This is a genomic window from Pseudomonas sp. Y3 TE3536, assembly GCF_053629175.1.
The window spans coordinates 4,727,558-4,753,798 of record NZ_JBRJHU010000001.1 but is presented as its reverse complement, the minus strand read 5'-3'; the positions used below and the strand labels follow the sequence as shown (position 1 = coordinate 4,753,798).

Annotated in this window: 21 protein-coding genes and 2 pseudogenes; 17 read left to right on the top strand and 6 right to left on the bottom strand. The window is 59.2% G+C overall.

Annotated features, from left to right (window positions below):
* Positions 1-207: 207 nt before the first annotated feature.
* From tssB to AB7M33_RS21420, 17 genes and pseudogenes are all read left to right on the top strand, one after another.
* Entirely contained in the window at positions 208-711 is a 504-nt protein-coding gene (tssB, locus tag AB7M33_RS21500; protein ID WP_454243571.1) for a type VI secretion system contractile sheath small subunit, read from the top strand.
* 56 nt (positions 712-767) lie between these two features.
* On the top strand, positions 768-2,219 hold the full coding sequence (tssC, locus tag AB7M33_RS21495) for a type VI secretion system contractile sheath large subunit (protein ID WP_454244244.1): 1,452 nt from the start codon (positions 768-770) through the stop codon (positions 2,217-2,219).
* Positions 2,216-2,623, top strand: coding sequence for a type VI secretion system baseplate subunit TssE (gene tssE, locus AB7M33_RS21490; RefSeq protein ID WP_454243570.1), 408 nt, complete (start codon positions 2,216-2,218; stop codon positions 2,621-2,623). Before tssC ends, tssE begins: the two co-directional genes overlap by 4 nt.
* Positions 2,624-2,626: 3 nt before the next feature.
* Positions 2,627-4,393 (top strand): type VI secretion system baseplate subunit TssF, encoded by a 1,767-nt coding sequence (tssF, locus tag AB7M33_RS21485; RefSeq protein WP_454243569.1) that lies wholly within the window; start codon positions 2,627-2,629, stop codon positions 4,391-4,393.
* Entirely contained in the window at positions 4,357-5,373 is a 1,017-nt protein-coding gene (gene tssG, locus AB7M33_RS21480; protein WP_454243568.1) for a type VI secretion system baseplate subunit TssG, read from the top strand. Before tssF ends, tssG begins: the two co-directional genes overlap by 37 nt.
* Positions 5,370-5,927, top strand: coding sequence for an FHA domain-containing protein (locus AB7M33_RS21475; RefSeq protein WP_454243567.1), 558 nt, complete (start codon positions 5,370-5,372; stop codon positions 5,925-5,927). Before tssG ends, AB7M33_RS21475 begins: the two co-directional genes overlap by 4 nt.
* A complete protein-coding gene (gene tssJ / locus AB7M33_RS21470; protein WP_454243566.1) occupies positions 5,924-6,718 on the top strand; it encodes a type VI secretion system lipoprotein TssJ in 795 nt (264 codons plus the stop codon). The genes AB7M33_RS21475 and tssJ overlap by 4 nt, the downstream gene beginning before the upstream one ends.
* Positions 6,719-6,770: 52 nt before the next feature.
* Positions 6,771-8,114: a type VI secretion system baseplate subunit TssK gene (gene tssK, locus AB7M33_RS21465; RefSeq protein ID WP_454243565.1), complete on the top strand. Its 1,344-nt coding sequence runs from the start codon at positions 6,771-6,773 to the stop codon at positions 8,112-8,114.
* Positions 8,111-8,986 (top strand): type IVB secretion system protein IcmH/DotU, encoded by an 876-nt coding sequence (icmH, locus tag AB7M33_RS21460; RefSeq protein WP_454243564.1) that lies wholly within the window; start codon positions 8,111-8,113, stop codon positions 8,984-8,986. The genes tssK and icmH (AB7M33_RS21460) overlap by 4 nt, the downstream gene beginning before the upstream one ends.
* A 132-nt stretch (positions 8,987-9,118) precedes the next feature.
* The gene (locus tag AB7M33_RS21455; protein WP_265968019.1) at positions 9,119-9,634 is read left to right on the top strand and encodes an Hcp family type VI secretion system effector; all 516 of its coding nucleotides are present in this window, start codon (positions 9,119-9,121) and stop codon (positions 9,632-9,634) included.
* A 74-nt stretch (positions 9,635-9,708) separates the two neighbouring features.
* Positions 9,709-11,694: a type VI secretion system Vgr family protein gene (locus tag AB7M33_RS21450; protein WP_454243563.1), complete on the top strand. Its 1,986-nt coding sequence runs from the start codon at positions 9,709-9,711 to the stop codon at positions 11,692-11,694.
* Positions 11,695-11,741: 47 nt separating this feature from the next.
* Positions 11,742-12,173: a DcrB-related protein gene (locus AB7M33_RS21445; RefSeq protein ID WP_454243562.1), complete on the top strand. Its 432-nt coding sequence runs from the start codon at positions 11,742-11,744 to the stop codon at positions 12,171-12,173.
* 53 nt (positions 12,174-12,226) lie between these two features.
* Entirely contained in the window at positions 12,227-16,789 is a 4,563-nt protein-coding gene (locus tag AB7M33_RS21440) for an RHS repeat-associated core domain-containing protein (RefSeq protein WP_454243561.1), read from the top strand.
* Positions 16,790-17,221 (top strand): hypothetical protein, encoded by a 432-nt coding sequence (locus AB7M33_RS21435; RefSeq protein ID WP_454243560.1) that lies wholly within the window; start codon positions 16,790-16,792, stop codon positions 17,219-17,221.
* 248 nt (positions 17,222-17,469) lie between these two features.
* Positions 17,470-18,210: pseudogene (gene icmH, locus AB7M33_RS21430) on the top strand (type IVB secretion system protein IcmH/DotU); the annotation flags it as partial.
* 132 nt (positions 18,211-18,342) lie between these two features.
* Positions 18,343-18,858: an Hcp family type VI secretion system effector gene (locus AB7M33_RS21425; RefSeq protein WP_454243559.1), complete on the top strand. Its 516-nt coding sequence runs from the start codon at positions 18,343-18,345 to the stop codon at positions 18,856-18,858.
* A gap of 73 nt (positions 18,859-18,931) precedes the next feature.
* Positions 18,932-19,915: pseudogene (locus AB7M33_RS21420) on the top strand (type VI secretion system Vgr family protein); the annotation flags it as partial.
* A gap of 257 nt (positions 19,916-20,172) precedes the next feature.
* On the opposite strand, the gene AB7M33_RS21415 reads toward AB7M33_RS21420, so the two are convergent.
* From AB7M33_RS21415 to pqqB, 6 genes are all read right to left on the bottom strand, one after another.
* A complete protein-coding gene (locus AB7M33_RS21415) occupies positions 20,173-21,900 on the bottom strand; it encodes a PAS domain-containing hybrid sensor histidine kinase/response regulator (protein ID WP_454243558.1) in 1,728 nt (575 codons plus the stop codon).
* Positions 21,884-23,047, bottom strand: coding sequence for an alcohol dehydrogenase-like regulatory protein ErcA (gene ercA / locus AB7M33_RS21410; RefSeq protein WP_099429598.1), 1,164 nt, complete (start codon positions 23,045-23,047; stop codon positions 21,884-21,886). Before ercA ends, AB7M33_RS21415 begins: the two co-directional genes overlap by 17 nt.
* 89 nt (positions 23,048-23,136) lie before the next feature.
* Entirely contained in the window at positions 23,137-24,306 is a 1,170-nt protein-coding gene (gene pqqE, locus AB7M33_RS21405) for a pyrroloquinoline quinone biosynthesis protein PqqE (protein ID WP_454243557.1), read from the bottom strand.
* The gene (pqqD, locus tag AB7M33_RS21400) at positions 24,257-24,529 is read right to left on the bottom strand and encodes a pyrroloquinoline quinone biosynthesis peptide chaperone PqqD (protein ID WP_027596452.1); all 273 of its coding nucleotides are present in this window, start codon (positions 24,527-24,529) and stop codon (positions 24,257-24,259) included. Before pqqD ends, pqqE begins: the two co-directional genes overlap by 50 nt.
* Positions 24,526-25,278 carry a pyrroloquinoline-quinone synthase PqqC gene (gene pqqC, locus AB7M33_RS21395; protein ID WP_027596451.1) on the bottom strand — a complete coding sequence of 251 codons (753 nt, stop codon included), beginning with the start codon at positions 25,276-25,278 and terminating at the stop codon, positions 24,526-24,528. Before pqqC ends, pqqD begins: the two co-directional genes overlap by 4 nt.
* A 31-nt stretch (positions 25,279-25,309) precedes the next feature.
* Complete coding sequence (gene pqqB, locus AB7M33_RS21390; RefSeq protein ID WP_454243556.1) at positions 25,310-26,224, bottom strand: pyrroloquinoline quinone biosynthesis protein PqqB; 915 nt, start codon at positions 26,222-26,224, stop codon at positions 25,310-25,312.
* Positions 26,225-26,241 lie beyond the last annotated feature (17 nt).

Below are 26,241 nucleotides of genomic sequence, written 5' to 3'. Positions count from 1 at the left end.
AAAAGAGGCTAGTACACGGAGACAGATACATACAAGAAATTATTCTGTTACATATTTAAACTCGACCCACGGCATTTTTTAAGCGCATGGTTTTTAGCAACACGACATTCAAGCCTCGAAATCTTGAGCAGCACGCGTTTAATATTAAACGTCAACCTGTAGGACCCATCCTACCTATAAGCCTGGCGCTAGCAAGGATATATACCCATGACCAAATCATCCGGTTCCGTCGCACCCAAAGAACGCATAAACATTAAGTACGTACCCGCCAACGGCGATGAGCAAGCCGAAGTTGAGCTGCCGCATAAGATGCTGGTGCTGGGTGATTTCGGCCTTGATGACACGCGCGCTTTGGAAGACCGCTCGGTCATACGCATCGATAAACACACCTTCAACAATGTGTTGAACGATGCCGATGTCAACTTGGCCTTGTCCGTACCCTCCGTGCTCAGCACAGCCCCCGATGCGGAACTGGCGATCAACCTGCAGTTCAAGTCCATCAACGATTTCGGGCCAGACAGCATCGCCCGCCAGGTCCCGGAGCTGAACAAGCTGCTGGAGCTTCGCGAAGCATTGGTCGCCCTGAAAGGCCCGCTGGGCAACGTGCCCACGTTCCGCAAGCAATTGCAGCACCTGCTAAACGACGAGCACGCGCGCAAACAACTGGCCCAGGAACTGGACCTGGTGCTTGAAGCGCCAAAAGAAGACTGAGACAACGGAGCGTCCCCATGCCGAAGCAAAACAGCACGACCGTCGCGGTTGAAACAATGACCGAAACGCTGAGCAACGCCACCCTGCTCGACCAGATCATGGCGGAAACCAAGTTGGTGCCCACTCAAGAGGGTTATCAAGTCGCTCGCCAGGGTGTATCTGCCTTTATTGCCGAAATCCTTAAAAGCCATGACCCAGATCAATTAATCAACAAACACCGTGTCGATCAAATGATTGCGGAGTTGGATCGAGTGCTCAGCAAACAGATGGATGCCATCCTGCACCAGCCTGAGTTCCAGAAACTTGAATCCGCGTGGCGCAGCCTCAAACTTTTGGTTGACCGAACAGACTTCCGCGAAAACATCAAGCTTGACGTCTTGCATGTCAGCAAAGACGACCTGCTCGATGACTTTGAAAATGCAGCCGACATTACCTGCAGTGGCATCTACAAGCATGTTTACACCGCAGGTTATGGCCAATTTGGTGGTGAACCCGTTGCAGCAATGGTCGGCAATTACAGCTTCGGGCCCTCTTCTCCAGATATCAAACTGCTAAGTTACATGGCCTCGGTCGGCGCCATGGCACACGCACCTTTTCTCGCGGCGCCCTCTCCTGAATTCTTCAATTTGAGCAGCTTTGAAGAACTCCCCAATCTCAAGGAGATCAAGGACATCTTTGCCGGCCCGCGGCACGCCAAGTGGCGCGCGTTCCGTGAAAGCGAGGATTCCCGTCATGCTGGGCTGACCGGACCTCGCTTCATGCTCCGCTCTGCCTATCATCCGCAAGAAAATCCGGTTCAGAGCTATCACTACCGGGAGGACATTGACGGCCGGCACGACAACTACCTGTGGGGTAACTCTGCCTTCCTACTGGCGAGCTGTATCAACGACAGCTTTGCCCGCTACCGCTGGTGCCCGAACATTATCGGCCCCCAGTCCGGTGGTGCCGTCGAAGACCTGCCGGTGCACCTGTACGAGTCCCTGGGTCAGCTGCAGGCCAAGATTCCGACCGAAGTCCTGATCTCCGACCGCAAGGAGTTCGAGCTGGCCGAAGAGGGCTTCATCGCCCTGACCATGCGCAAGGACAGCGACAACGCCGCGTTCTTCTCCGCCAATTCGGTGCAGAAACCCAAGAGTTTCCCCAAGACCCCAGAAGGTCTGCAAGCGCAGACCAACTACAAGCTCGGCACCCAGCTGCCCTACCTGTTCATCGTCAACCGCCTGGCTCACTACATCAAGGTGCTGCAACGCGAACAGATCGGCAGCTGGAAGGAACGGCGCGACCTTGAGTCCGAACTGAACAAATGGATCAAGCAATACGTCGCCGACCAGGAAAACCCGTCAGCCGATGTGCGTAGCCGTCGCCCGCTGCGCGCTGCAAGAGTCGAGGTTTCGGACGTTGCCGGCGATCCGGGCTGGTACCAGGTTTCGCTCGCCGTGCGCCCGCACTTCAAGTACATGGGGGCGAATTTCGAGATCTCCCTGGTCGGTCGGCTCGACACGCAATGAGTCTTTTCAGTCGTTTGAAGGTGGATCAGTCAGTAAGCCGCGAACCCTCCCGACAGGAGAACGCCTCCCAGAAGTTCGCCGCCATCAAGTGCCACCTCGAAACGCTGCTCAACGCTCGCCAGGGTTGCTCAAAAAGCAGCCCTGAGCTGGGCCTGCGTGACTTCAACGGGCACGACGTCAGCAGTGGCGACCTCCTCAAGCAAGTGGGCGCAGACATCCGCCGCACCCTTCAGCGCTTTGAGCCGCGTGTGCACGTGCGAACGCTCAAGGCCGTGCCCGACTGCCATGCCCCGCTGGAGCTGCATTTCAGGCTGGACTGCCACGTACAGGTCAACAACCACACGGAGCAGCTGCAACTGGAGTTGCTGGTCAACGGCCATAACCGCCACACCCGCGTGAGGTGACCCATGTCACTCAAGGATCGATTCAGCGAAGAGTTGCGTTACCTGCATGAATTGGGAAACGACTTCGCCCATGACAACCCACAACTTGCCCGATTGCTCGGCAAGGGGGGGAGCGACCCGGATGTCGAACGCCTGATGGAAGCCTTTGCGTTCCTGACGGCCAAGCTTCGGCTCAAGCTGGAAGACGACCTGCCGGAGCTGACGCACCCGATGCTGCAGCTGTTGTGGCCCAACTACCTGCGTCCTCTGCCAAGCGCCACGATCATTCAGTTTACGCCTCGCAAGCAGGCGCTCAGCCAGTCGCAGCGCATTGCCAAGGGCTCGCGGTTGTTCTCCAGACCCGTGGACGGTGTGCCCTGCGAATTTCGGACCTGCACGTCGGTCGACATTCACCCGTTCGAGATCAAGTCGGTGGGCGCGACCCAAACACTCGACAGTTCGGTGGTTCGGCTCGATCTGCACACCTTGGTCGAGCGGCCATTGAACACCCTGGGCTGCGCCAGCCTCGATTTTCATCTGAGCGGTGATACCCAAACGGCCCGCACGCTGTACCTGTGGATTGCTCAATACCTCAAGCATGTCGCAGTGACCGTCAATGGCGAGGTCCGCCGGCTGCCGGCCGGCAGCATCGTCTTCCCCGGTTTCAATCCAGACGAAGCGTTGCTGCCTTACCCACAGAACGTCTTCGACGGCTACCGGATTCTGCAGGAGTACTTCATATTTCCTGAGCGTTTCCACTTCTTCAACGTAACCGGGCTGGAGAAGGTCTGGCCCGACCAGGCGACTCAGCAGGTCGGCCTCGAATTTCACTTCACCCGCCAGTTACCTGATTCGCTACGTGTCAGCAGCACCGATTTCAGCCTGTTCTGCACCCCTGCGGTAAACCTGTTCAGCCACAGCGCCGAGCCTATCGACCTGTCCAACCGGTCCGCCCAAGTCGAGCTTACCCCCCGAGGCGAGCAGCCGCACGCCTATGAAATCTTCAGTGTCGATCAGGTCATCAGCACCCGTACGACGGCAGACGGCAGTACCGGGGAACACCTGCGAACCTTCCGCCCCTTCGAGTCGTTCGCCCATGAGATCGAGCATGTACAAGGGCGCACGGCGCTGTACTACCGCTACACGCTTGAAGACTCCCTGCGGGGCGAGGGTGTCACGCACCGCATTGCGTTCGTACGGGCCGACGCCAACGCCTATATCGGCGAACTGGAAACAGCGTCCATCGACCTGACCTGTACCAACCGCGACCTGCCGATGGCGTTAACCGTCGATGACATCAATGTGATTTCCGAAGTCACGCCTCCCCTGGCCACCTACACCAACCTTCGTGCTCCCACCCGCCCCTATCGGCCGGTACTGGACGGCCAGCTGCAATGGGCCCTGATCTCCAACATGTCGCTCAACTACCTGTCGCTGCTCTCGGCCGAGCCGCTGAAAGCGGTCATCAAAGCCTATGACTTCGCCGCCCTGCATGACATCCAACAAACCCGCACCACCCGCAAGCGCCTCGATGGCATCCGGGATGTTCAAACAGACCCCCTAGATTGGCTGATCAAGGGCCAGCCCATTCGCGGCTTGCGTACACGGCTGAAGCTGGATCAAAACGCATTCCTCTGCGAAGGCGACCTGTACCTGTTCGGTTGCGTGCTCGCGCACTTCTTCGCCCTGTACGCCAGCATCAATTCCTTCCACCAACTGGAAGTGATCAACACCACCAATAACGAGCACTACACATGGCCCATCCAGACCGGCAAACAACCGCTGATCTAGCCGACAAGCTGCTCGCCGAGGCGCACCAGTACAACTTCTTCCAGTTGCTGGAGCGCCTGCACGGCTTGCACGGGGATGATCTGGAACCGCGCTGGCCCGACCCCGCCACCCGGCTGCGCGTGCGGCTTGCCAGCGACCCGCGCCTGACCTTTCCCGTGTCCGACGTGTACAAGGCCGAACGCATCCCTGAAGCAGAAGACCGCTATCGCGTGTGCACCACCTTCATGGGGCTGCACGGCACAGACTCGCCCTTGCCAACCTACTACCTGGAAGAAGTGTCGTACGAGCACGCCCACGGCATCGGTGTGCGGCCGGCCTTCTTCGACTTCTTCAATCACTACCTGCTGAGCCTGCTGCACCGCATCTGGCGCAAATACCGCTATTACATCCGCTTCCAGCCGGGCGCGACCGATGGCTTCTCGCAGTACATTTTTGCCCTGCTCGGGTTGAATGACAAACAACTGCGCGGCGACACCGCGCTGCCCTGGAGCCGGTTGCTCAGTTTCGCCGGGGTCATCGCCAGCCGCAGCCGTGCACCGGGTACCGTTGCCGGCATCATCGCCCACTGCTTCGACTTGAAGCAGGTGCACATCCGCGAGTTCGAAACCCGCTCGGTCCCCACCACGGCCAGGCAACTGGTCAGCCTTGGCCGCAGCAATGGCGAGCTGGGCAGCTCCTTCATGGTCGGCAGCCGCACACGCACCCGCAGCAGTAAGTTCACCATCGTGATCAGCGAGCTCGATCAGGAACAGTTACGTGACCTGTTGCCCAGCGGCATCAACTTCAACCGCTTGCGAGCACTGATCGACTTCCTGTTGCGTGACGGCCTGGCCTACGACCTGGAGCTGCGCCTGAAGCAGAACGCACTGTCCCCCTTCTGCCTGCATCGCAGCCAAGGCGCCTACCTGGGCTGGACCAGCTTTGTCGATGACCGTCACGGCCAGATCAGCCCTGTCGTGCGGTTCCGGGGGCGCTCATGAGCACATTGACCTTGAGCATCACCAACCTTGATCAGCTGCAGCACAACGTCACTGCCCGACATCAGTTCGATTGCACAGGCGGCACCCTCGGCAGCGCCGGGGCCACGTGGCTGATCAACGATCGTGAGCAGACCATTGCACCGGTCCATTGCGAGATTCGCTGGATCGAGGGCAGCTTCTGCGTCATTGACCGTTGTCAGCGTACCTACCTGAACGACAGCCTCGACAGCGTGGGGTCGGGCACCGCCAGGCGTCTGCTTGAAGGTGACCAACTGCGCATTGGCGCCTATCGACTGCAGGTTCAGTTCTCACAGGCCGATGCCCGCTCACTGGAAGACCTGTTCAGTCCTGAACAGAGCACCCTTGATCACTGGCTACTGGATGCTCCAGCCAACGCTTGGCAACCCACTTCAGGCGCCAAGCAGGCTGTCGCAGACATCTGCTCAGCCTTCGCGCCAGGTATCGGCAACGATCCCTTGGCAGCACTGGACACCGCGACAGGGCCAGCGCAAGAGAGCCCGCTGGAACACCTGATTGCAGGAGAACGCCCATGACGCGTCATTCTTTCGTGGCCGGACTGCTGGTTGCGCTTCTCGGACTTTCCGGTTGCACCTCCCTGAGCAAAATTGGCCAAGTGGTCATGGATCCTTCAGTACCCGTCGGCCCACCCAAGGACCACCCCACCCAAGTTGCGTTCAGCATCAATGCCAGCCCGACACTCAATGGCAATCCGAACAGCCTTGAGATGGCGTCCGAGTTGGAGTCAGTCATCGAGCCCAGCCCCTATGCCGTAAGCCTGAGCGCAGGTGACCCCTACGTGCTGACCGAAAAAGTCGGGGCCTTGTTCGAGTACCTTCAGGAACACTTCCCAGCTATGTCACCCGTCGATATGCCAGTCGACGATGGCGAGGATCCCGCACGCTCCCCCCTGGAGGAAAGTGCCCCCGGTAGCTACGACGACCCGACCGTAGTGCTGACCTTACCGCGCACCACCACCGTGGCTGCCGAGCCCGTCGCTACGCCCATGGCCATCAAGATCCTGCAACTGCGCGACGACTCGTTCCTGCGCAACAGTGTTTACGAACTGCTGGACAAGGACCCTGCCAAGGCGCTGCGAAACACCTACATCCGCGATGACGATTACCTGCTGCGACCTGGCCAGTTCAAGTTCATCCCCTTTGCACCCATCGAGCCCGAAACGCGCTTCGTTGCGGTGATCGCCGACTACCGGAACCAGGAAAACGCCACCTGGAGCCAAGTGCTGCGCATTCCGCCCCGCGGCCACCAGATCATCCTGTCGGTGTTGCTCAACGACACGCAGGTCCTGCTCAAGGAGGAGGACTGATGGCGCCTGCAATCCTGCCCTTCTCGATTACTCACGCTGACACGGAGCGCTCATGAGTTCACGTAACCCCGTCCTGTGGCCTGAAGGCCTGTTCGTCAAACCGCAGCATTTCCAACAAGCTACCCGTGCCGCCGAAGCGGCCCTGCATCAACGCCTCGGCAGCCTGAACGCAGCCTTCTATGGCTTCAGCGAGCTGCAGTTGAACGACGAGTACCTGAGCCTGGGCAAAATCGCTATCACCCGTGCACGGGGCATCATGCCGGACGGCACGGTGTTCGATATACCAGCAGACCTGCCGCCCCCGCCACCGCTGGAAATCGAAGACGACGGCGCCAAGGACAGCGAGATCTACCTGTGCCTGCCGCTGCGTACCGAGGGCGGTCGCGAGGTGAGCTGGCCCGACAATGCCGCCAACTTCCGTTACAGCGCCCAGACCGAGGAGATCAAGGACACCCACAGCGCCGACGGCGATCTGGTTCAGGTCGACCTGGCGGTGCCGAACCTGCAGCTCAAACGCAAGGCCGACGACAGCAGCGCCTACACGCGGTTGGCCTTGGCACGCATTCTGGAGCGGCGCCCCGATGGTAGCCTGCAGCTGGATGAAGGGTTCTATCCCACCAGCGTTTCGGTGCGCGCCGTGCCAGCGCTGCAACGCTTCCTTGAAGAAATCACCAACTCCCTGCGCGAGCGCGCACGTAACCTCGCCGCCCGCATTGGCGCCTCGGGGCAGTCCGGTATCGCTGACATTCGCGACTTCAACCTGCTGCAGGCCATGAACCGCTGGTGGCCGTGCTTCCAGCATCTGGCCAGGCAAGGCCAGACTCATCCAGAACAGCTCTACCTGTGCATGAGCCAGGCTTGTGGCGAGTTAGTGACCTTTACCGACGAAAGCAGATTGCCGCAGGAACACCCGGCGTATCACCACACCGCGCTGCGCACCTCCTTCAAGCCGCTGGAGGACACGCTACGCCGGGCACTGAGCACGGTCCTGCAACCACGCGCCGTTTCGCTGCCGCTGGAGACGCTGGAGTACGGCGTCATGACAGCCGCGCTGGAGGACCGCCGGTTGATCGATGAGGCCACCTTCATCCTGGCCGTGCGCGCCGATTTGCCACCCCAGGCGTTGCGCCAAATGTTCATTCAGAAAGCCAAGATCACTTCACTCGAAGCACTGGAGGATCTGGTGCAACTGCAACTGCCCGGCATTCCCTTGAACGCCTTGCCGGTGGCACCTCGCGACCTGCCCTTCCACGCAGGCTTCAGCTATTTCGAGCTGGACCGGCGTGACCCGGCGTGGGCGTGCATGAAAACAGCCAATGGCTTTGGGATTCATGTTGCAGGGGACTTCCCTGGGTTGGAGCTGCAGTTCTGGGCGATCAGGGGGGAACAGAAATGACAGGGGATTTCAGCAATGAGGATGATGTCAGCCAGAGCGTAGTGGCGTCGATTCAGCGAGCCAGGAAGAAAGCACAAGAAACGCAAGCACGCGCCCATGATGAGGCCGAACAGAGTGAGACCGAGGAAGCCAACACTGCAAAGGACGAATCTCTAGGGTACGCGGCAGACCCAGATTTTCAGCTGCGTGGCGGATACGCCAACCTGATGCTGGATGCCGCCGCGCCGCTGTTCGGCCTGGTGATACGCCTGCGTACCCTGGATGCGTTGCCCAACATCAAGGACGTGCACCAGCAGGTGCGCAACCAGATCGACAATATTCGCGAGGAAATGCGCCAGCACGGCTACGAACCCGCTCAGTTGCTGGCGTACTCCTACGGTCTTTGCCTTTTCATCGATGAAGCCGTCATGGACAGGCCTTGGGGAAAGACCAGCTGCTGGAGCCATGAACCCCTGCTCAGCATCTTCCACGACGAAACCTGGGGTGGAGAGAAGTTCTTCACGGTGCTCTCCCGCCTCATGCAGGAACCCACGCGCTACCAAGACGTGTTGGAGTTCATGTACTTCGCCCTGTGCCTCGGTTTGAAGGGCAAGTACGCCATCGCGCCGAAAGGCGAAGAGTCCCTCAACGCATTGATACATCAACTCCACGGGATCATTCGCGAGCTGCGCGGCCCGACACCAGAGACCGTCTGCGATCCGTACACCAACGTCGCCCCGCGCAACTTCCGCATGAATCGGCAATGGCCTTGGTGGAGCCCGCTCGCACTCTCCGCCCTCGCCATGGCGGTGGCCTACAGCATCTACAGCTACCGACTGCACCTGATTACCACCGAGGTGCTGGAGTCGCTAAACGGCATTTTGCAGCAGTAGCAAGCCGGTATACGGCGCAACTGATTTCAACGAATTAGCGAGGCGTTTGCTTCGTTGACAAGCCCATCGCTCCCGATGGCCACGCCACCCTGAGTGCGCGTGCTTATCCACATGGACGCAGGAGAGACTGCCATGCCAACACCCGCCTACATCACAATCACTGGCCAAACTCAAGGCCTCATCACTGCTGGCGCATTCACCGCTGACTCCGTCGGCAATGTTTACCAGCAAGGCCATGAAGATAAAATCATGGTTCAGGAAATCAAGCACCAAGTTACCGTGCCCACAGACCCGCAAAGCGGCCAGCCCGCCGGCCAGCGCGTGCACAAGCCGTTCATCTTCACCAGCTCGCTGAACAAGGCGACACCACTTATGTACCAGGCGTTGGCCAGCGGTGAAATGCTGCCGACCGTGGAGATCAACTGGTACCGCACCTCGGTGGAAGGCAAGCAAGAGCACTTCTTCACCACCAAGCTGGAAGACGCCACGATTGTCGACATCAATACCACTCTGCCCCATGCACAAAACAAGGAGAACGCTGATTTCACCCAATTGATCGAGGTATCAATGGCGTACCGCAAGATTACATGGTCCCACGTAACCGCAGGTACCGAAGGCTCCGACGACTGGCGCAAACCGATCGTCTGACCCGCCTGAACATCCCTGGCAGGCAAGCCCTGCCAGGGGCTTTCGAATTTTCAGACGGCGGACAAGGACTTCTCATGCCTAGCCAATCTGACTTGCGTTACAGCTTCCAGCCGCTCGTTGGCAAAGCTGTATTCGAAGTGGTGTCGTTCGAACTCCGAGAAGGGATCAGCACACCCTTCGAGCTGGAGCTGAAACTGATCAGCTTCGATAACGATATCGACTTCGGCCACCTGCTCGACAAACCCGTGCTCTTCACCATCTGGGAAAAGGAGCAACCAGTACGGTATGTGCACGGACTCGTCAGCCGTTTCAGCCAGGCTGAAAGCGGCTCCTACCGCACCTACTACCACGCGCTGGTCGAGCCGCAACTGGCCCGTGCCAACCTGCGCTCGAACTGGCGCATCTTCCAGCAAAAGACGGTCCCGCAGATTCTTGAGCTTATGCTCCAGCGCCAGGGCATCAATCAGTACGAACTGCGCGCCAGCATGGACCATCAGGTTCGCGAATTCTGCGTTCAGGCCGGTGAGACGGACCTGGCATTCATCGCCCGTATTGTTGCGGAAGAGGGCTTCGTCTACCGCTTCGCACACAGTGAAAAGCTGCACAAGCTGATCATCACCGATCGCCTGCAGTCCCTTGGCTTGATCAGCCATGGCGCCATCAAAACCGAGGGTGAAGACGAGGAGTTCTCTGATGACGACGAGCCTGTAGACCCCAACATCGTCTTGTACCACGCCAACAGCGGTGGCGATCAAGCCATACCCTGCCTTCGTCGCTTGCGCTACAGCGAGCAGGTGCGCACGGCTCGCCAGGTTCAGCGCGACTACACCTTTACCAACCCAGCCTACCGCCAGGAACACAGAGCCCCAGGGCCCTTCCTGGAGCATCAGTCCAAGGAGTACGAATACTTTGATTACCCGGGCCGCTATAAACGCGATGCCGTGGGCAAGCCGTTCACCGAAAACCGCATCACCGCGCTTCGCCATGATGTACGCACTGCCGAAGTCCAAGGTGACGATGTTCGCCTGCAACCGGGCCTGAGCTTCACGCTGACTGGGCACCCTCGTGACAATCTCAATGAGCATTGGCGGGTGAACACCGTTACCCACAAAGGTATCCAGTTCACCAGCCTGCAGGAAGAGGCCACCAGTTCCGATGCAAGTACGCGCTATGAGCAGACCGCCGTGCTGGTTCCCGGTCGGACCGAATGGCGCCCTGCGCCACTGGCAAAACCGCGAATCGACGGCCCGCACATGGCTACCGTTGTCGGCCCGAAGGGAGAAGAGATTTATTGCGATGAGTGGGGCCGGGTCAAGGTCAGCTTTCCCTGGGACCGCGAAAGCCAAAACAACGAATTCAGCTCCTGCTGGGTACGTGTATCACAAGGCTGGGCCGGTGGTAGCTGGGGCTCGATGGCCATCCCGCGGATCGGCCAGGACGTGATCATCCAGTACGTCAATGGCGACCCCGATCAGCCGATGATCACAGGGCGCACCTATTGCGGTGATCAGCTCCCGCCCTACGACCTGCCTGATCACAAGACCCGCATGACCATCAAGAGCCAGACCCACAAAGGCGACGGCTATAACGAACTGCGCTTCGAAGATGAACTGGGCAAAGAAGAAGTATTCATCCACGCCCAGAAGGACCAGAACACCCAGGTCAACAACAACCAGTCCCTCACAGTCGGTGTTGATCGGACCCAGAGCATTGGCCAGGACGAGTCTGTTGCCATCGGCCGCAATCGTCTGCGCGTCGTGAAAGCCAACGACACCTTGAAAGTGGGCGGCGGAAAAAACGACCTCATTGCCGGTGACTACGAGATCGAAGCAGGCAACACCCTGCGCCTCAAGTGCGGCAAGACGCTGATCGAGATGCAGGCCAACGGCACGCTCAATATCACCTGCGAGACCTTCAACCTCACCGGGCAACAAACCGGACAGATCAACACGCCCGCAGCGAAGCTCGACCTTAACCCTGAGGGCGGAGCGGCGGGTGCCGCCGCGGATGGACGCGATAGTGGTGCTTTGAAGACTGAAGTAGATGGGCATTTCGAGTAGCAGCTCCCGCTTCCCGCATGTAACAAACTTCCGAAAGGACTCCTGCAATGACGGAATACCTGACTCACGACCTGATCCTCAATCTAGGCGAAGAAGTACCTGAAGACCTGACGCTCAACATGCTGCGTTTCCGTGCCCGAGACACCACGTTGGTAATGGCCCGCAGTCCTGTCGCCGATGACAAGACGTTGGACGAGGCCATCGAAGACCAGCTGCGAATGCTGCGTGAAAAGTCCAAGGCAATGACCATCACGCCCACAAAGATCGCGCGTTTGGGGGCGGATGAACAGCCAGTGGAAGCCCGCGAGATGGGCATTGAATTCATGGTGGGTAACAAGTCCCACTTCCAGCTCCAGGCGGCCTGTCTCATTCCAGGCCAGCACCGGCTGCTGGTACTGAACTACAGCAAGCCAACCCCATTGAACACCGACGACATCGAGCACTGGCGGGCAATCAAGCAGAAGCTCCGATTCAACTAAAGCCCACGCCTGCGAAAAAAAACACCTACTCAATAGCTTGGAGCTAACAACTCATGGCGCAGATCGTTCACGCCGCCCGGAAGGGCGACGAAATACTGCATTCCTCCCTCTTGGCCGAAATGGTCAGCGCGGTCGCCGAGGTCGCTATTTATGCCGCCGCCACAGCAGCCGTAGCTGCCGCCGTAAGCCTGGCGGTTGTGGGCACCGTAGCGACCGGTGGCGCAGCAGGCATCGTCATCGGAATCGTCGCAGGGGCGGCAGTCGGTGCAGTGAGCACCCTCTCGGTTGGTGAAAACCAGACCATCGGCGATGCGATATCCAGCTTTTGCGACAACCTTGGCAACAGCGTCGCCGCTCCCGAGCCTTTCGGAAAGATCAAAAGCGGGTCAGGCAATGTGTTTATCAACAGCAAGCCCGCCGCTCGCGCGGCCGGTATCACAGGGCCGCCAGGAGGGGGAGCGGCCGATGCCGAGCAAGCGGAACCCTCGATTCTGGAGAACGTGGGTTCGATGGCCATGGCGGCGACGTCCTTGCTGATGCCTGTGGTGGGTTTGGCCATGGCGATCCGCGATGTCTTCAACCCGCCCGTCACCACACCAAAGGACCCCGGCGCGCAAGACAAGAGCAAGGATGAGATCTCATGTAGCCGCCATCCCCCGATGCCCGAAACCTATATTGCGCAAGGGTCGGACAAGGTCTTCATCAACGGCCAGCCTGCAGCGCGATCGGGTGACAAGACCACCTGCGATGCCACGATCGATGTGAATGAGAAGGTATCGCCGAATGTACGCATTGGTGGCGGAACGGCGACGGTTCGGGATATTCGCAATGGCAAGAGCAAGATTGCGATGTTCACCGGAATCATTGCGGGGATACTTATTTCACGACGTTTTGGCCGCGTCAAAGGTTGTAAATTGGGCAACCCCGTTGCCGTCGCCACCGGCAGCAAATTCCAGGACGGTCCGGAAGACATCGACTTCAGTCTGCCTGGTTTGCTAGGCATTCAGTGGGCCCGTCGCTATGACAGTAGGGACCTGCGCACAGGTGGCCTGTTCGGGATGGGCTGGTGCTTGCCCTATGAAGTCGAACTCGTTCGTATCCCGCACCCTCAGGGTGGTGAGCTGTGGCTCTACATCGATGAAGAAGGCAATCGCCTGGAGCTGGGACGACTCCACACGGGTGACGCCTTTGTCAGTGTCACGGATGGTTTGGCATTCTTTCAGTTGGAGAATAACCAAACGGTCGTGGAGGATATCCACCAAGGGCTCTATCGCGTCTTCGAAGTCGACCCCCATGATGCTCACCGCTCACGCCTCATAAGACTTGGCGACCGCAACCTCAATGTCCTCGACGTGCTGTACGACAACCAAGGGCGTCTGCAAGCACTCTATGATAAGTACGGCCAAACCGTCGTACAGCTGCATTTTGATTCCCCACACGCAAACCGCGTCAGCAAAGTATCACGGGTTTTCCTCAAGAAAGGTGATGCGCCGGGTATCGAGCGCAACGAGTTGTTGGCCAGTTACCGCTACACCAACGACGGGCAGTTACATGAAGTCTTGGATGCAAGCGGTCAACAGGTCCGGCGCTTTACCTACACGGCAGAGGGTTTCCTCAATAGTCACCAACTGGCCAGCGGCGCTGTCCGAGAATACCAATGGGAACGTTTCGCCATTTCAGAGGAACGGCCCACGCCAGAACGTGCTGACGGCACACCCTATCGCTTGCCACCGTTGCTTGAACCGCAACCTGACCACGAATGGCGTGTGGTCCGTCACTGGGGAAGCGATGGCGAAGCGTACGAATTCACCTACGACCTTGAGCGTGGCGAAACACGGGTAACCGACAGTTTAGGGCGTCAGGATCTCTACTATTGGGGGCCGCTGTACGAGGTCTACAAGCACATCGATGCTCTGGGCAATTGCTGGCAGGCAGAGACTATCGCGGGCCAACTGACCAAGCGCATTGACCCACAAGGTGGTGAATGGCGCTATCACTATGACGATATCGGCCGCCTGATCGAGACACGCGACCCGCTCGGACGCAGCGAGCACATCAAGTACCTGAAGCATTGGGCGCTACCCACCGAGGTCTCCGACGGTGCAGGACGTATCCTACGTTACGGCTATGACACACATGGCAACCTGCTTTGGGAAGAAGACCCACTTGGCCGTAGGACCCAGTACCAATACAACCCCGAAGGCCGCGTCACCTGCATCGCGGATGCCTTGGAGAAACGCAAGTTCCTTGAATGGAACACACAAGGCCAGTTGACCCGCTTCCGCGACTGCAGCAACGCGCAGACGCTCTATCACTACGACGCCGATAGTCGTTTGTGCCAGACCATCAACGCTCGTGGTGAACAGACACGCTTTCACTACGATGTACGCGGTTACCTGATCGAAAGCGAACGCCCCGACGGACGATGCGATCGCTACGAGATCGATAGCGCAGGGCAAATGACTCGCTACATCGATCCTGCGCAAAAGACCTTGCAATTTCGCTATGACCGCAGTGGCCGTCTGGTCGAACGTATAGATGCCATGGGGCACAGCGTGAAGTTTCGCTATGACACCTATGGTCGCCTACTGCAACTCACTAACGAGAATGAAGAGTCCTACACGTTTGGCTGGGACAAATTGGACCGCTTGGTGGCACAGCAGGATCTGGATGGCAGTGGCCGAATCTACGAATACGACACACTCGATGCCGTCACCCGCCTCACCCATGTCCCCTCTTCATACGAACAACCACCCCTCTCTGAGAATGCCCCGCCGACACGGACCGCTTCGATTCGCCATGATTTCCAACGCGATGCAGTTGGCCGCCTACTGAGCAAGCACACCGAGGATGGCACCACCGACTACCACTACGACGCCGCCGATAACCTGCTGTCTATCAGCTTTACGGACAACCAGGGTGAAAAGCAGCAGCTTGATTACACCTATGACGCGAGCGGGCAACTGATTAGCGAAAGCAACAGTGCTGGCTTGCTGCAATACTGCTATGACGAACTTGGCAATCTGCAGATGTTGACCCTGCCTGATCAGCGAACGCTGAACTACCTGTACTACGGCAGCGGGCACCTTCACCAGATCAACTTGAATGGCCGCGTCATCAGCGACTTCGAACGTGACGCGGTGCACAACGAAGTGCTGCGTACTCAGGGAAGTCTGATCACACGCACTCACTATGACCAAAGCGGCCGGCTGGGCAGCAAGGCCATTCACTATCGCGACGCCCCAGCGGAAGTGCTGCCATTACTGGAGAAGAGCTACCGCTACGACAACAGCGACAACCTGATTGCTGAGATTTTGACCCAAACCCAGCGTCGTGGTGTTGGCGACGCTGCAACTGGAAACACCGCGCACCTTGAACAGATCATCGGCCATTTTCATCGTTCCCCACACACTGGCAAGAGCTACACCGGTAGCAACCGGTATGGCTACGATCCGAACGAGCAATTGCAGAGTACTCAGCAATCTCGTCCCAACTGGCAAGCAGCACAGGTTGAGCATTTCAAATACGACAAGGCCGACAACTTGTTCGACGGGCCGAAGCTCAATGGCCTGATCAAGCACAATCGTGTCCTGGTCTATCAGGACAAACGCTACCGCTATGACCGCTTTGGCCGTTTGTGTGAAAAGCGAATCGGCAGCCATCGAGTGCAGCGCTTCCAGTATGACGCCGAGCAGCGGTTGGTATGCGTGGAGCAAGAGCGGCATGAGGAGACCGAACGCATTGTGTTCGGCTACGACCCGCTGGGGCGTCGGATTAGCAAAATGGTGTACAAGCAAGGCGAAGCTGAACCGGTAAGTTGTACTCTGTTTCACTGGCAGGGGTTGCGATTGCTGCAGGAAGTTCAGAGCGGGCTGCCCAACCTTTTTGTCTATCCTAATCTGCACGGCTATGAGCCGTTAGCACGGTTAGACGGAAAACCAGGTTTGGAAGACATACAATATTTCCACACCAATCTGGCCGGGTTGCCCGAACAGTTAACCGATGAGCAGGGCCAGTCGGTGTGGCGCAGTGATTATCGAGGGTGGGGTCGCTCATGGGATGAATGGTGCAGCCCACGGCAAATCCGTGAGCAAAACTTAAGATACCAAGGGCAGTACCTTGACCGAGAGACGGAGCTGCACTACAACACATTTAGATACTACGATCCTGATGTGGGTTGTTTCACTCAAGTCGATCCGGTAGGACTGGCGGGGGGGCTAAACCTCTTTCAGTATGCACCCAACCCATCTAGCTGGGTCGATCCACTAGGACTCAAATGCTGGCCATCAGCAAGACGTCATTATTGGAAAGCTGAGGCTAAAGCGGCACCAAAGGGCATGTATTCATCAATAAACATGTTTAGAATGCGCCTAGGTCTTGCCCCAAGAATTCGAGTCAAAGAGTTTCACTTCAAATCCGGCACGGAAAGAATAAGAAATGTCTCGATCGAGCTTAACCATCGCCACTGGCCTCAACGTAATGGCAAACACGTTGATATTCCATACAATCTTGAAAAGGTAACACCTTGGGAGCATGCAGCCAAAGATCACCACAGGCATCCAGGAAGTGAATTAATTGAGATTATACAAGATGTTAGCCGCTACAGAGGATTTTAAATGACACTTTCTGAGCTCATGCACTCCGATATCTATACAAACCTTCTCGACGAACTGGACAAGTACATTCCCGAGAAAATAGATAGAAAATCCAAAATTCACGAAGCCGTCATCACACTTATGGAGAAATGGATTAAACACGCCTCACTTTCTTGTGAAAGCTTGCAGTGTACCATATTAAACCACCGGCAACACCTATTAGCTTACATCATAAAAAAACAATCCACCTATACTGAGCCCAATGGCGGCAGAGACAACATAGTCAATCAACCCCCCAAGATAAACTTCCCAATCAGCCACGCTATTGAATACTGCTTGCTCTCGAACAAACCAAGCGAATTGCCAGAGTACATAAAACAGATCCGAATACCTGCCCCCCGCCAATACTCAAGAGAGATTGAAAGAATATTCTCCGAAACCAAGCCCGCATGATCAAAGTGGCCGTACAGCAGTGCAAAGCTGTCCGGCCCCTTGTCACTCGCCTCAAGGCCCTTCAAGTTATATTTTGCAAACCTTACTTTAGGCCTTGAAGTAAATACTTAGAAGTCCTACCGCCTTCTCGATCACTCAGAGCCTGCATAACATTGGTAACTGTATTTCTCAGACCATTCACTGGACCATACAGCTTGTAAAACGAATTTTGCAATGCCGCTTTCAATAGAGCTTCCCCTGAGATAACGCCCAAAGCAGAGCCAGTCTATGAGGGATACCCGGCAGACCCAGACTTCCAGCTGCGTGGCGGGTACGCCAACCTGATGCTGGATGCCGCCGCGCCGCTGTTCGGCCTGGTGATACGCCTGCGCACACTGGATGCGTTGCCCAACATCAAGGACGTGCACCAGCAGGTGCGCAACCAGATCGACAATATTCGCGAGGAAATGCGCCAGCACGGCTACGAACCCGCTCAGTTGCTGGCGTATTCATACGGTCTTTGCCTTTTCATCGATGAAGCCGTCATGGACAGGCCTTGGGGAAAGACCAGCTGCTGGAGCCATGAACCCCTGCTCAGCATCTTCCACGACGAAACCTGGGGTGGAGAGAAGTTCTTCACGGTGCTCTCCCGCCTCATGCAGGAACCCACGCGCTACCAGGACGTGTTGGAGTTCATGTACTTCGCCCTGTGCCTGGGTTTGAAGGGCAAGTACGCCATCGCGCCGAAAGGCGAAGAGTCCCTCAACGCATTGATACATCAACTCCACGGGATTATTCGCGAACTGCGCGGCCCCACGCCGGAGACCGTCTGCGATCCATACACCAACGTCGCCCCAAGCAACTTCCGCATGAATCGGCAATGGCCGTGGTGGAGCCCACTGGCACTCTCCGCCCTCGTCATGGCGGTGGCCTACGGCATCTACAGCTACCGGCTGCACCTCATAACTACCGAGGTGCTGGAGTCGTTAAACGGCATTTTGCAGCAGTAGCAAGCCGGTATACGGCGCAACTTATTTCAACGAATTAGCGAGGCGTTTGCTTCGTTGACAAGCCCATCGCTCCCGATGGCCACGCCACCCTGAGTGCGCGTGTTTATCCACATGGACGCAGGAGAGACTGCCATGCCAACACCCGCCTACATCACAATCACTGGCCAAACTCAAGGCCTCATCACTGCTGGCGCATTCACCGCTGACTCCGTCGGCAATATTTTCCAGCAAGGCCATGAAGATGAAATCCTGGTTCAGGAAATCAAGCATGAGGTGACCACGCCAACTGACCCACAGAGCGGCCAACCCAGCGGTCAGCGCGTGCACAAGCCGCTCAGGTTCACCAGTTCGCTGAACAAGGCCACGCCGCTGATGTATCAAGCGCTGGCTACTGGCGAAATGCTGCCATCAGTCGACATTAAGTGGTACCGCACTTCGACGCTGGGCACACAAGAGTATTTCTTCACCACCAAGCTTGAAGACGCGACCATAGTCAGCATCAATACCGTCCTACCCCACGCGCAAGACACGAAAAACGAGCACTACACGCAGCTGATCGAGGTAGCACTGGCCTACAGGAAGATCACCTGGGAGCACAACATAGCGAATACCTCAGGCTCTGATGACTGGCGCGCACCAGCCGTCTGATATTTACAAAGGCCCCGGGCGGGTACACCTGCCCGGACTTTGTGTCTCTTCAGACGGCGGACAAGGATTGCTTATGCCTAGCCAATCTGACTTGCGTTACAGCTTCCAGCCTCTGGTTGGCAGCGCTGAATTCGAAGTGATGTCGTTCGAACTCCGAGAAGGGATCAGCACGCCCTTCGAGCTGGAGCTGAAACTGATCAGCTTCGAAAACGATATCGACTTCGGCCACCTGCTCGACAAACCCGTGCTCTTCACCATCTGGGAAAAGGAGCAACCAGTACGGTATGTGCACGGACTCGTCAGCCGTTTCAGCCAGGCTGAAAGCGGCTCCTACCGCACCTACTACCACGCGCTGGTCGAGCCGCAACTGGCCCGTGCCAACCTGCGCTCGAACTGGCGCATCTTCCAGCAAAAGACGGTCCCGCAGATTCTTGAGCTTATGCTCCAGCGCCAGGGCATCAACCAGTACGAACTGCGCGCCAGCATGGACCATCAGGTCCGCGAATTCTGCGTTCAGGCCGGTGAGACGGACCTGGCGTTCATCGCCCGTATTGCTGCGGAAGAGGGCTTCGTCTACCGCTTCGCGCACAGTGAAAAGCTGCACAAGCTGATCATCACCGATCGCCTGCAGTCCCTTGGTTTGATCAGCCATGGCGCCATCAAAACCGAGGGTGACGACGAGCCTGTAGACCCCAACACCGTCTTGTACCACGCCAACAGCGGTGGCGATCAAGCCATACCCTGCCTTCGTCGCTTGCGCTACAGCGAGCAGGTGCGCACCGCTCGCCAGGTTCAGCGCGACCACACCTTTACCAACCCAGCCTACCGCCAGGAACACAGAGCCGCAGGGCCCTTCCTGGAGCATCAGTCCAAGGAGTACGAATACTTTGATTACCCGGGCCGTTATAAACGCGATGCCGTGGGCAAGCCGTTCACCGAAAACCGCATCATCGCGCTTCGCCATGATGTACGCACTGCCGAAGTCCAAGGTGACGATGTTCGCCTGCAACCGGGCCTGAGCTTCACCCTGACTGGGTACCCTCGTGACAATCTCAACACGCCTCGTCAGTAGCAGACTACGAAGCTCTGCTGCCGTGGGACTGCTCGCCAGAGACGCCACGGTAAGCCGTTAACCCACTGCTTGGGGAGGTGGGGTTTGTGGACCGCATACGTATAAAGCAGGCTTGTCGAACTGAAGTGGAACGAATTCGCTTGGGTTCAGATTGTGGGTCAGGGTTGTGCAGGATTGCCTGGGCGACTGAGTGGGCTGTTATTGGGGCCGCCGCGCAGCGGACCCTTTGGCCCCAAACCGCCCTACCCCAACAACTGGCTCAACACCGCCCGCAACTTCCCCGGTTTGACGGGTTTGTTCAGCAGCGGAGCGCCAAGCTTCTGCAAGGCGCGCCGGCACTGATCGCTGCGGTCTGCGGTAATGATCACCGCTGGAATGGCGACGGCAAAATGCTCGCGCAAATGCCTGACCACCTCGCAACCCACAACGCCGTGGTCAAGGTGGTAATCCGCCAGGATCAACTCCGGCGCCTGCCCCCGCAAGGCCGCCAGGGCACCGGCCTGGTCGGTCGCAGTCACCACCTCACAGCCCCACTGCCCAAGCAGCGCGCCCATGCTTTCGAGGATGCTCACTTCGTTGTCCAACACCAGCAGCCGGCGGCCGGGTAACGGGTTTCCGGCGCTGGCTTGCGGCATCGCCGGGTGAGCAGGCAGCGGCACTTCTGTGCCGATCGGTACCTCGATGCTGAACATCGAGCCACGCCCCGGCCACGACCGTACCTGGACGCGGTAACCGAGAATCTTGGCGATCCGCTCGACGATAGCCAACCCCAGGCCCACGCCTTTGCGATCGGCAGCACGGCCGACGTCCAGTTGGTTGAACTCAAGGAAAATAGCCTCCAACCGATCTTCGGCGATGCCCCGCCCGGTGTCCCAGACCTCCAGGCGCAAGTGGCTGCCGCGACGCCTGGCCCCGAGCAAGATCTTGCCTTCGTCGGTGTAGCGGCAGGCGTTGCTGAGAAAGTTGCGCAAAATCCGTGTCATCAGCCGCAGGTCGGTGTTGATGGCATAGTCGCCAATGTGCGCCCGCAGCTTCAGCCCTTCAGCGTCCGCCACCGAACTGAACTCCGAGACCAGCGGGCCAAACAGTTCGTCGAGGCGGTACAAGGCCACGTCGGGCTTGACCGCCGCTTGATCGAGCCGGGAGATGTCCAACAGGTCGGTCAGCAGGTCTTCGGCGCCTTCCAGTGCCTGGTGGGTGCGCTCCACCAGCACCTGCTCCGCCTCCGGCAACTGCCGTTCGCGCAGGGTCGAGATCAGCAGGCGGGCGGCATTGAGCGGTTGCAGCAGGTCATGGCTGGCAGCAGCCAGGTATTTGTCCTTGCTGCGGTTGGCGGTTTCGGCGGCGTCGCGGGCATCGCGCAGGGCGCGGGCAATCGCTTTACGCTCGGTGATCTGCTGCTGCAGGTTGCGGTTGGCCTCGAGCAGTTCATCGGTCCGCGCGGCGACCCGTTGTTCGAGTTCGTCGTTGAGTTGCTGCAGGTGCTGCTGGGCCTGCTTACGTTCGGTGATGTCGGCGACAAAGCCTTCGACCAGCCCTTCGTGGCCAGGCTTTAGCAGCAGGTTCATCAGCACATCAAGGTGGCTGCCGTCGCGGCGCCGCAAGCGGGTTTCGTAGCCGTGCAGGCTGTGTTCGCGCGCGAGCGTCGCAGTGATCGCATGCAGCTCTTCGGCGCCGCCAACAAACAGGTTGGCGGCCAGGTCCGTCAGGGAAAACAGCACCGCCTGCGGGCTATCGTAGCCAAGCATGCGCGCCAGCGCGGGGTTGGCGGCACGCATGCCTTCTTGCAGGCTGGCCTGGAAAATCCCGTGGACGGCATTTTCGAACAGCCATTTGTAGCGGTTGCGTTCGGCCTCCAGCTCGTCCAGGCGGGCTGCCAGCTCCGGGTAATGGCTCTTGCGTGCCGAGTGGTCGCCCAGCCCCAGCAGCCCGGCGAGCGCCCGCTGCTGCTCGTCAGAGGGCCTCGCCATAAACGACCTCGACATCACGCTGGCTCGACTCGCGGGGGTTGGTGAGGATGCACGGGTCATCCATCGCATGTTGCGACAGGAACGGGATGTCGGACGTACGCACCCCATGCAGGCCCAGGGTTTCGTGGAAGCCGATTGCGTGCTTCAGGGCGATCAGGTGGTCCACCAGGCGCCCGCAGATCTGCCGGTGGTTAAGCCCGCGGCAGTCGATGCCGAACACCTCGGCAATCACCTTGAAACGCTCGGGTGCCGAGCTGTAGTTGAACGCCACCACGTGCTCCACCAACACCGCGTTGCACAAGCCGTGGGGCAAGTCGAGGAAGCCGCCCAGGCTGTGGGACATGGCGTGGACCGCACCCAGAATCGCATTGGAAAACGCCAGCCCGGCCTGCATGCTGCCCAGCATGATCTTCTCGCGCAGGGCGATATCGGTCGGGTTGGCGATCATCTGCACCAAATTGCCATTGATCAAGCGCATGGCTTCCAGCGCATGGGGGTCGGTCAACGGCCCGTGGCCGGTAGACACAAACGCCTCGATGGCATGCACCAGCGCATCGATGCCGGTGCAGGCAGACAGGAACGGGTCCATGCTCAGGGTGGTTTGCGGGTCGATCAGCGAGACGTCGGGCACCACCGCCTTGCTGACGATGGAGAACTTCATGCGCTCCTGCTGGTTGGAAATGATCACGAACTGCGACACGTCGGCCGAGGTGCCGGCCGTGGTGGGGATGAGGATCAGCGGCGGGCTGGGCACGCGGATCATGTCCACCCCTTCGAACTCGAGAATACTGCGCCCGTGGGCGACCACGATGCCGATCGCCTTGCCGCAATCCATCGGGCTGCCGCCGCCGACGGCGACGATCACGTCACAGTGGTTTTCCCGGTAGATCTCGGCGCCGAGCATGACCTCTTCGACCCGCGGGTTGGGCGAAACGGCCGTGTACAGGCAGTAGTCGATGCCCTGCGCCTGCAGGCTGGCCTCGACATCCGCCACCCAACCCGCAGCGATTACGCCGGGGTCGCTGACCACCAACACCTTGCGCGCACCGAAGGTCTTGGCGTAATTGGCGACGTTGTGCCGGCAGCCGGCACCAAAGATGATTTCAGGCGAAACGAACTTGCGAAGTGGGCTGAAACTCTGGCTCATTGGAAAGCCTGTTCTTATTGTTCTGGAAGGTAATCGCCAGCCTAAAGCATCCCGCAGCGAAAGCAACCAGACCAAAGCGGGGGCCCGGCTTAGCCACGAAAAATCAACCGCGACGCCTGCTCGTTGCGCAGGGTCAGCTGCGCCATGCCCTGCCCTGCGGTCTGCGCTTGCTCCCGGGCCTTGAGGATCACCCCGTGGTGCGGCGACTTGCTGCACACCGGGTCGGCGTTGGCGGCATCGCCGGTGAGCATGTACGCCTGGCAGCGGCAGCCGCCCAAGTCCTGGTGTTTTTCATCACACGAGCGACAGGGCTCCTTCATCCAGTCATTGCCACGGTAGCGGTTGAAGCCAAAAGAATCGTTCCAGATGTGCTCGATGCTGTGCTCGCGCACGTTGGGGAAGGCCACCGGCAACTGGCGGGCGCTGTGGCACGGCAGCGCAGTGCCGTCTGGGGTGATATCAAGAAACAGGTTGGCCCAGCCGTTCATGCAGGCCTTGGGGCGTTCTTCGTAGTAGTCCGGCGTGACGAAAATCAGCTTGCACGGATGCCCCTCGGCCTCCAGCCGCTGGCGATACCCTTGGGTAATGGCTTCGGCCCGCTGCAATTGCTCGCGGGTCGGCAGCAGGCCGGCACGGTTGAGTTCGGCCCAACCGTAGAACTGGCAGGTTGCCAGTTCCACGAAGTCCGCCTGCAACGCCAGGCACAGCTCGATGATGTCGGCAATCTGGTCGATATTGTGCCGATGGGTCACGAAGTTCAGCACCATCGGGTAACCCTGGGCCTTGACTGCCTTGGCCATCGCCAGCTTCTGGGCGAACGCTTTGCGCGAGCCGGCCAGCATGTTGTTGACCGCCTCATCTGCGGCCTGGAAGCTGATCTGGATGTGGTCGAGCCCGGCGACCTTGAAGTCGCGGACTTTCTGTTCGGTCAGGCCAATACCCGAGGTAATCAGGTTGGTGTAGTAGCCCATGTCCCGCGCGGCCTTGATCAGCTGCGCGAGGTCCTGACGCACCAGCGGTTCGCCGCCGGAAAAGCCCAGCTGCGCGGCGCCCATCGCCCGCGCTTCGCGGAACACGCGGATCCACTCGTCAGTGCTCAGCTCCTGGCCATGTTGGGCAAAGTCCAACGGGTTGGAACAATACGGGCACTGCAACGGGCAGCGGTACGTCAGCTCCGCCAGCAGCCACAGCGGCGGCCCCGGGCGCGTGTCATTCGATCCAGTGCTTGCCACGGGCCACCTCCAGAAACGCCAGCACATCCTCGTCCAGCCCCTGTACATCGGGGAAGCGCTGCGCCAAGCCGTCAATGATCGCCGCCACACACCGCTGGCCGTCCAACAGCTCCAGCACCCAACCGGCGCTGGCATTGAGCTTGATCATGCCCTCGGGGTACAGCAGCACATGGCAATCCTGGCGCGGCTCCCATTGCAGGCGGTAGCCGCGGCGCAACCCCAGCACCTGTTCGCCATCGATCAGTTTCACAGGGCGATCCCCCGATGCCAGACGTTTTCCTGGGTCACGCTGTGATAAGGCGGCCGCTCCAGCTCATACGCCATGCTCATGGCATCGAGCATGCTCCAGAGCACGTCGAGCTTGAACTGCAGAATCTCCAGCATCCGCTGCTGGCCAGCACGCGTGACGTAATACGCCAAGGTGATGCGCAGGCCATGTTCGACGTCGCGCCGCGCCTGGCCCAGGCGCGTGCGGAAGTAGTCGTAGCCGGCGGCATCGATCCAGGGGTAGTGCTGGGGCCAGCTGTCCAGGCGCGACTGGTGGATCTGCGGCGCGAACAGTTCGGTCAGCGAACTGCTGGCAGCCTCCTGCCAGCCTGCGCGGCGGGCGAAATTGACGTAGGCGTCCACAGCAAAACGCACCCCAGGCAGGACCATCTCCTGGGACAAAATGCGCTCACGCGTCAGCCCGACCGCCTCCCCCAGGCGCAACCAGGCTTCGATGCCGCCTTCGCTGCCCGGCGCGCCATCGTGGTCGAGCACCCGTTGCAACCATTGCCGGCGCACTTCGCGGTCCGGGCAGTTGGCGAGGATTGCCGCGTCCTTGAGCGGGATGTTGACCTGGTAGTAGAAGCGGTTGGCAACCCAGCCCTGAATCTGCTCACGGGTCGCACGCCCGGCATACATCGCCTGATGGAAGGGATGGTGGATATGGTAATAGGCGCCCTTGGCACGCAAGGCCGCTTCGAATTCAGGGGGTGTCATGGGGGTGTCGGTCATTGCGGTTCTCCAGGGCACGCGGTGCCAGCCCTTACAGCGTGATAGACAAGCCGTCGTACGCCACTTCAATCCCCCGTCGATCCAGCAAGGCCCGTTCGGCCGAGTCTTCATCGAGGATCGGGTTGGTGTTGTTGATGTGGATGAGGATCTTGCGCTGGCGGCTGAAGCCCTCCAGCACGTCGAGCATGCCACCCGGGCCACTCTGCGCAAGGTGGCCCATTTCACTGCCCAGGCTTTGGCCGACTTCGCACACCCGCATCTCGTCGTCGCGCCACAGCGTGCCGTCCAGCAGCAGGCAGTCGGCATGGCGCATCCAGCTCGCCACTTCGGCATCGACCTGCCCCAGGCCCGGCGCATAGAACACCGAGGCACCACTGCGCCGGTCCTCGATGAGCAGGCCAATGGTGTCGCCTGGCTGCGGGTTGCCGCGGTTGGGCGAATACGGCGGCGCGTTGCTCAGCAACGGGACCGCGCGAAATTGCAGGTTTGGGCAGGCAGCGATGCGAAACGGTTCGCGGTCCAGGCCGATGCATTGCCACTGCAAGCCACCGTTCCAGTGCTTGAGCAGGGTAAACAGCGGGAAACCGCTACTCAGGTCTTCATGCACCCGCTCGGTGCACCACACCGTGTGCGGGCAGCCTTCGCGCAGGCTGAGCAGGCCCGTGCAATGGTCAATCTGGCTGTCCAGCAGCACCACCGCGCCAATTGCCGTGTCGCGCAGGCGGCGCGCCGGTTGCAAAGCGGGGAAGCTTTCGAGCTGGGCGCGGATGTCGGGTGAAGCGTTGCACAGTATCCACTGCTCGCCATCGTCGCTCACCGCGATCGAAGACTGCGTGCGCCGCTGCGCCCTCAGGCTGCCATTACGCACACCGGCGCATTGGCGACAGTTGCAGTTCCACTGTGGAAAACCTCCGCCAGCGGCGGAGCCGAGAACACGAATGTGCATGGACAACAATCCCCAGA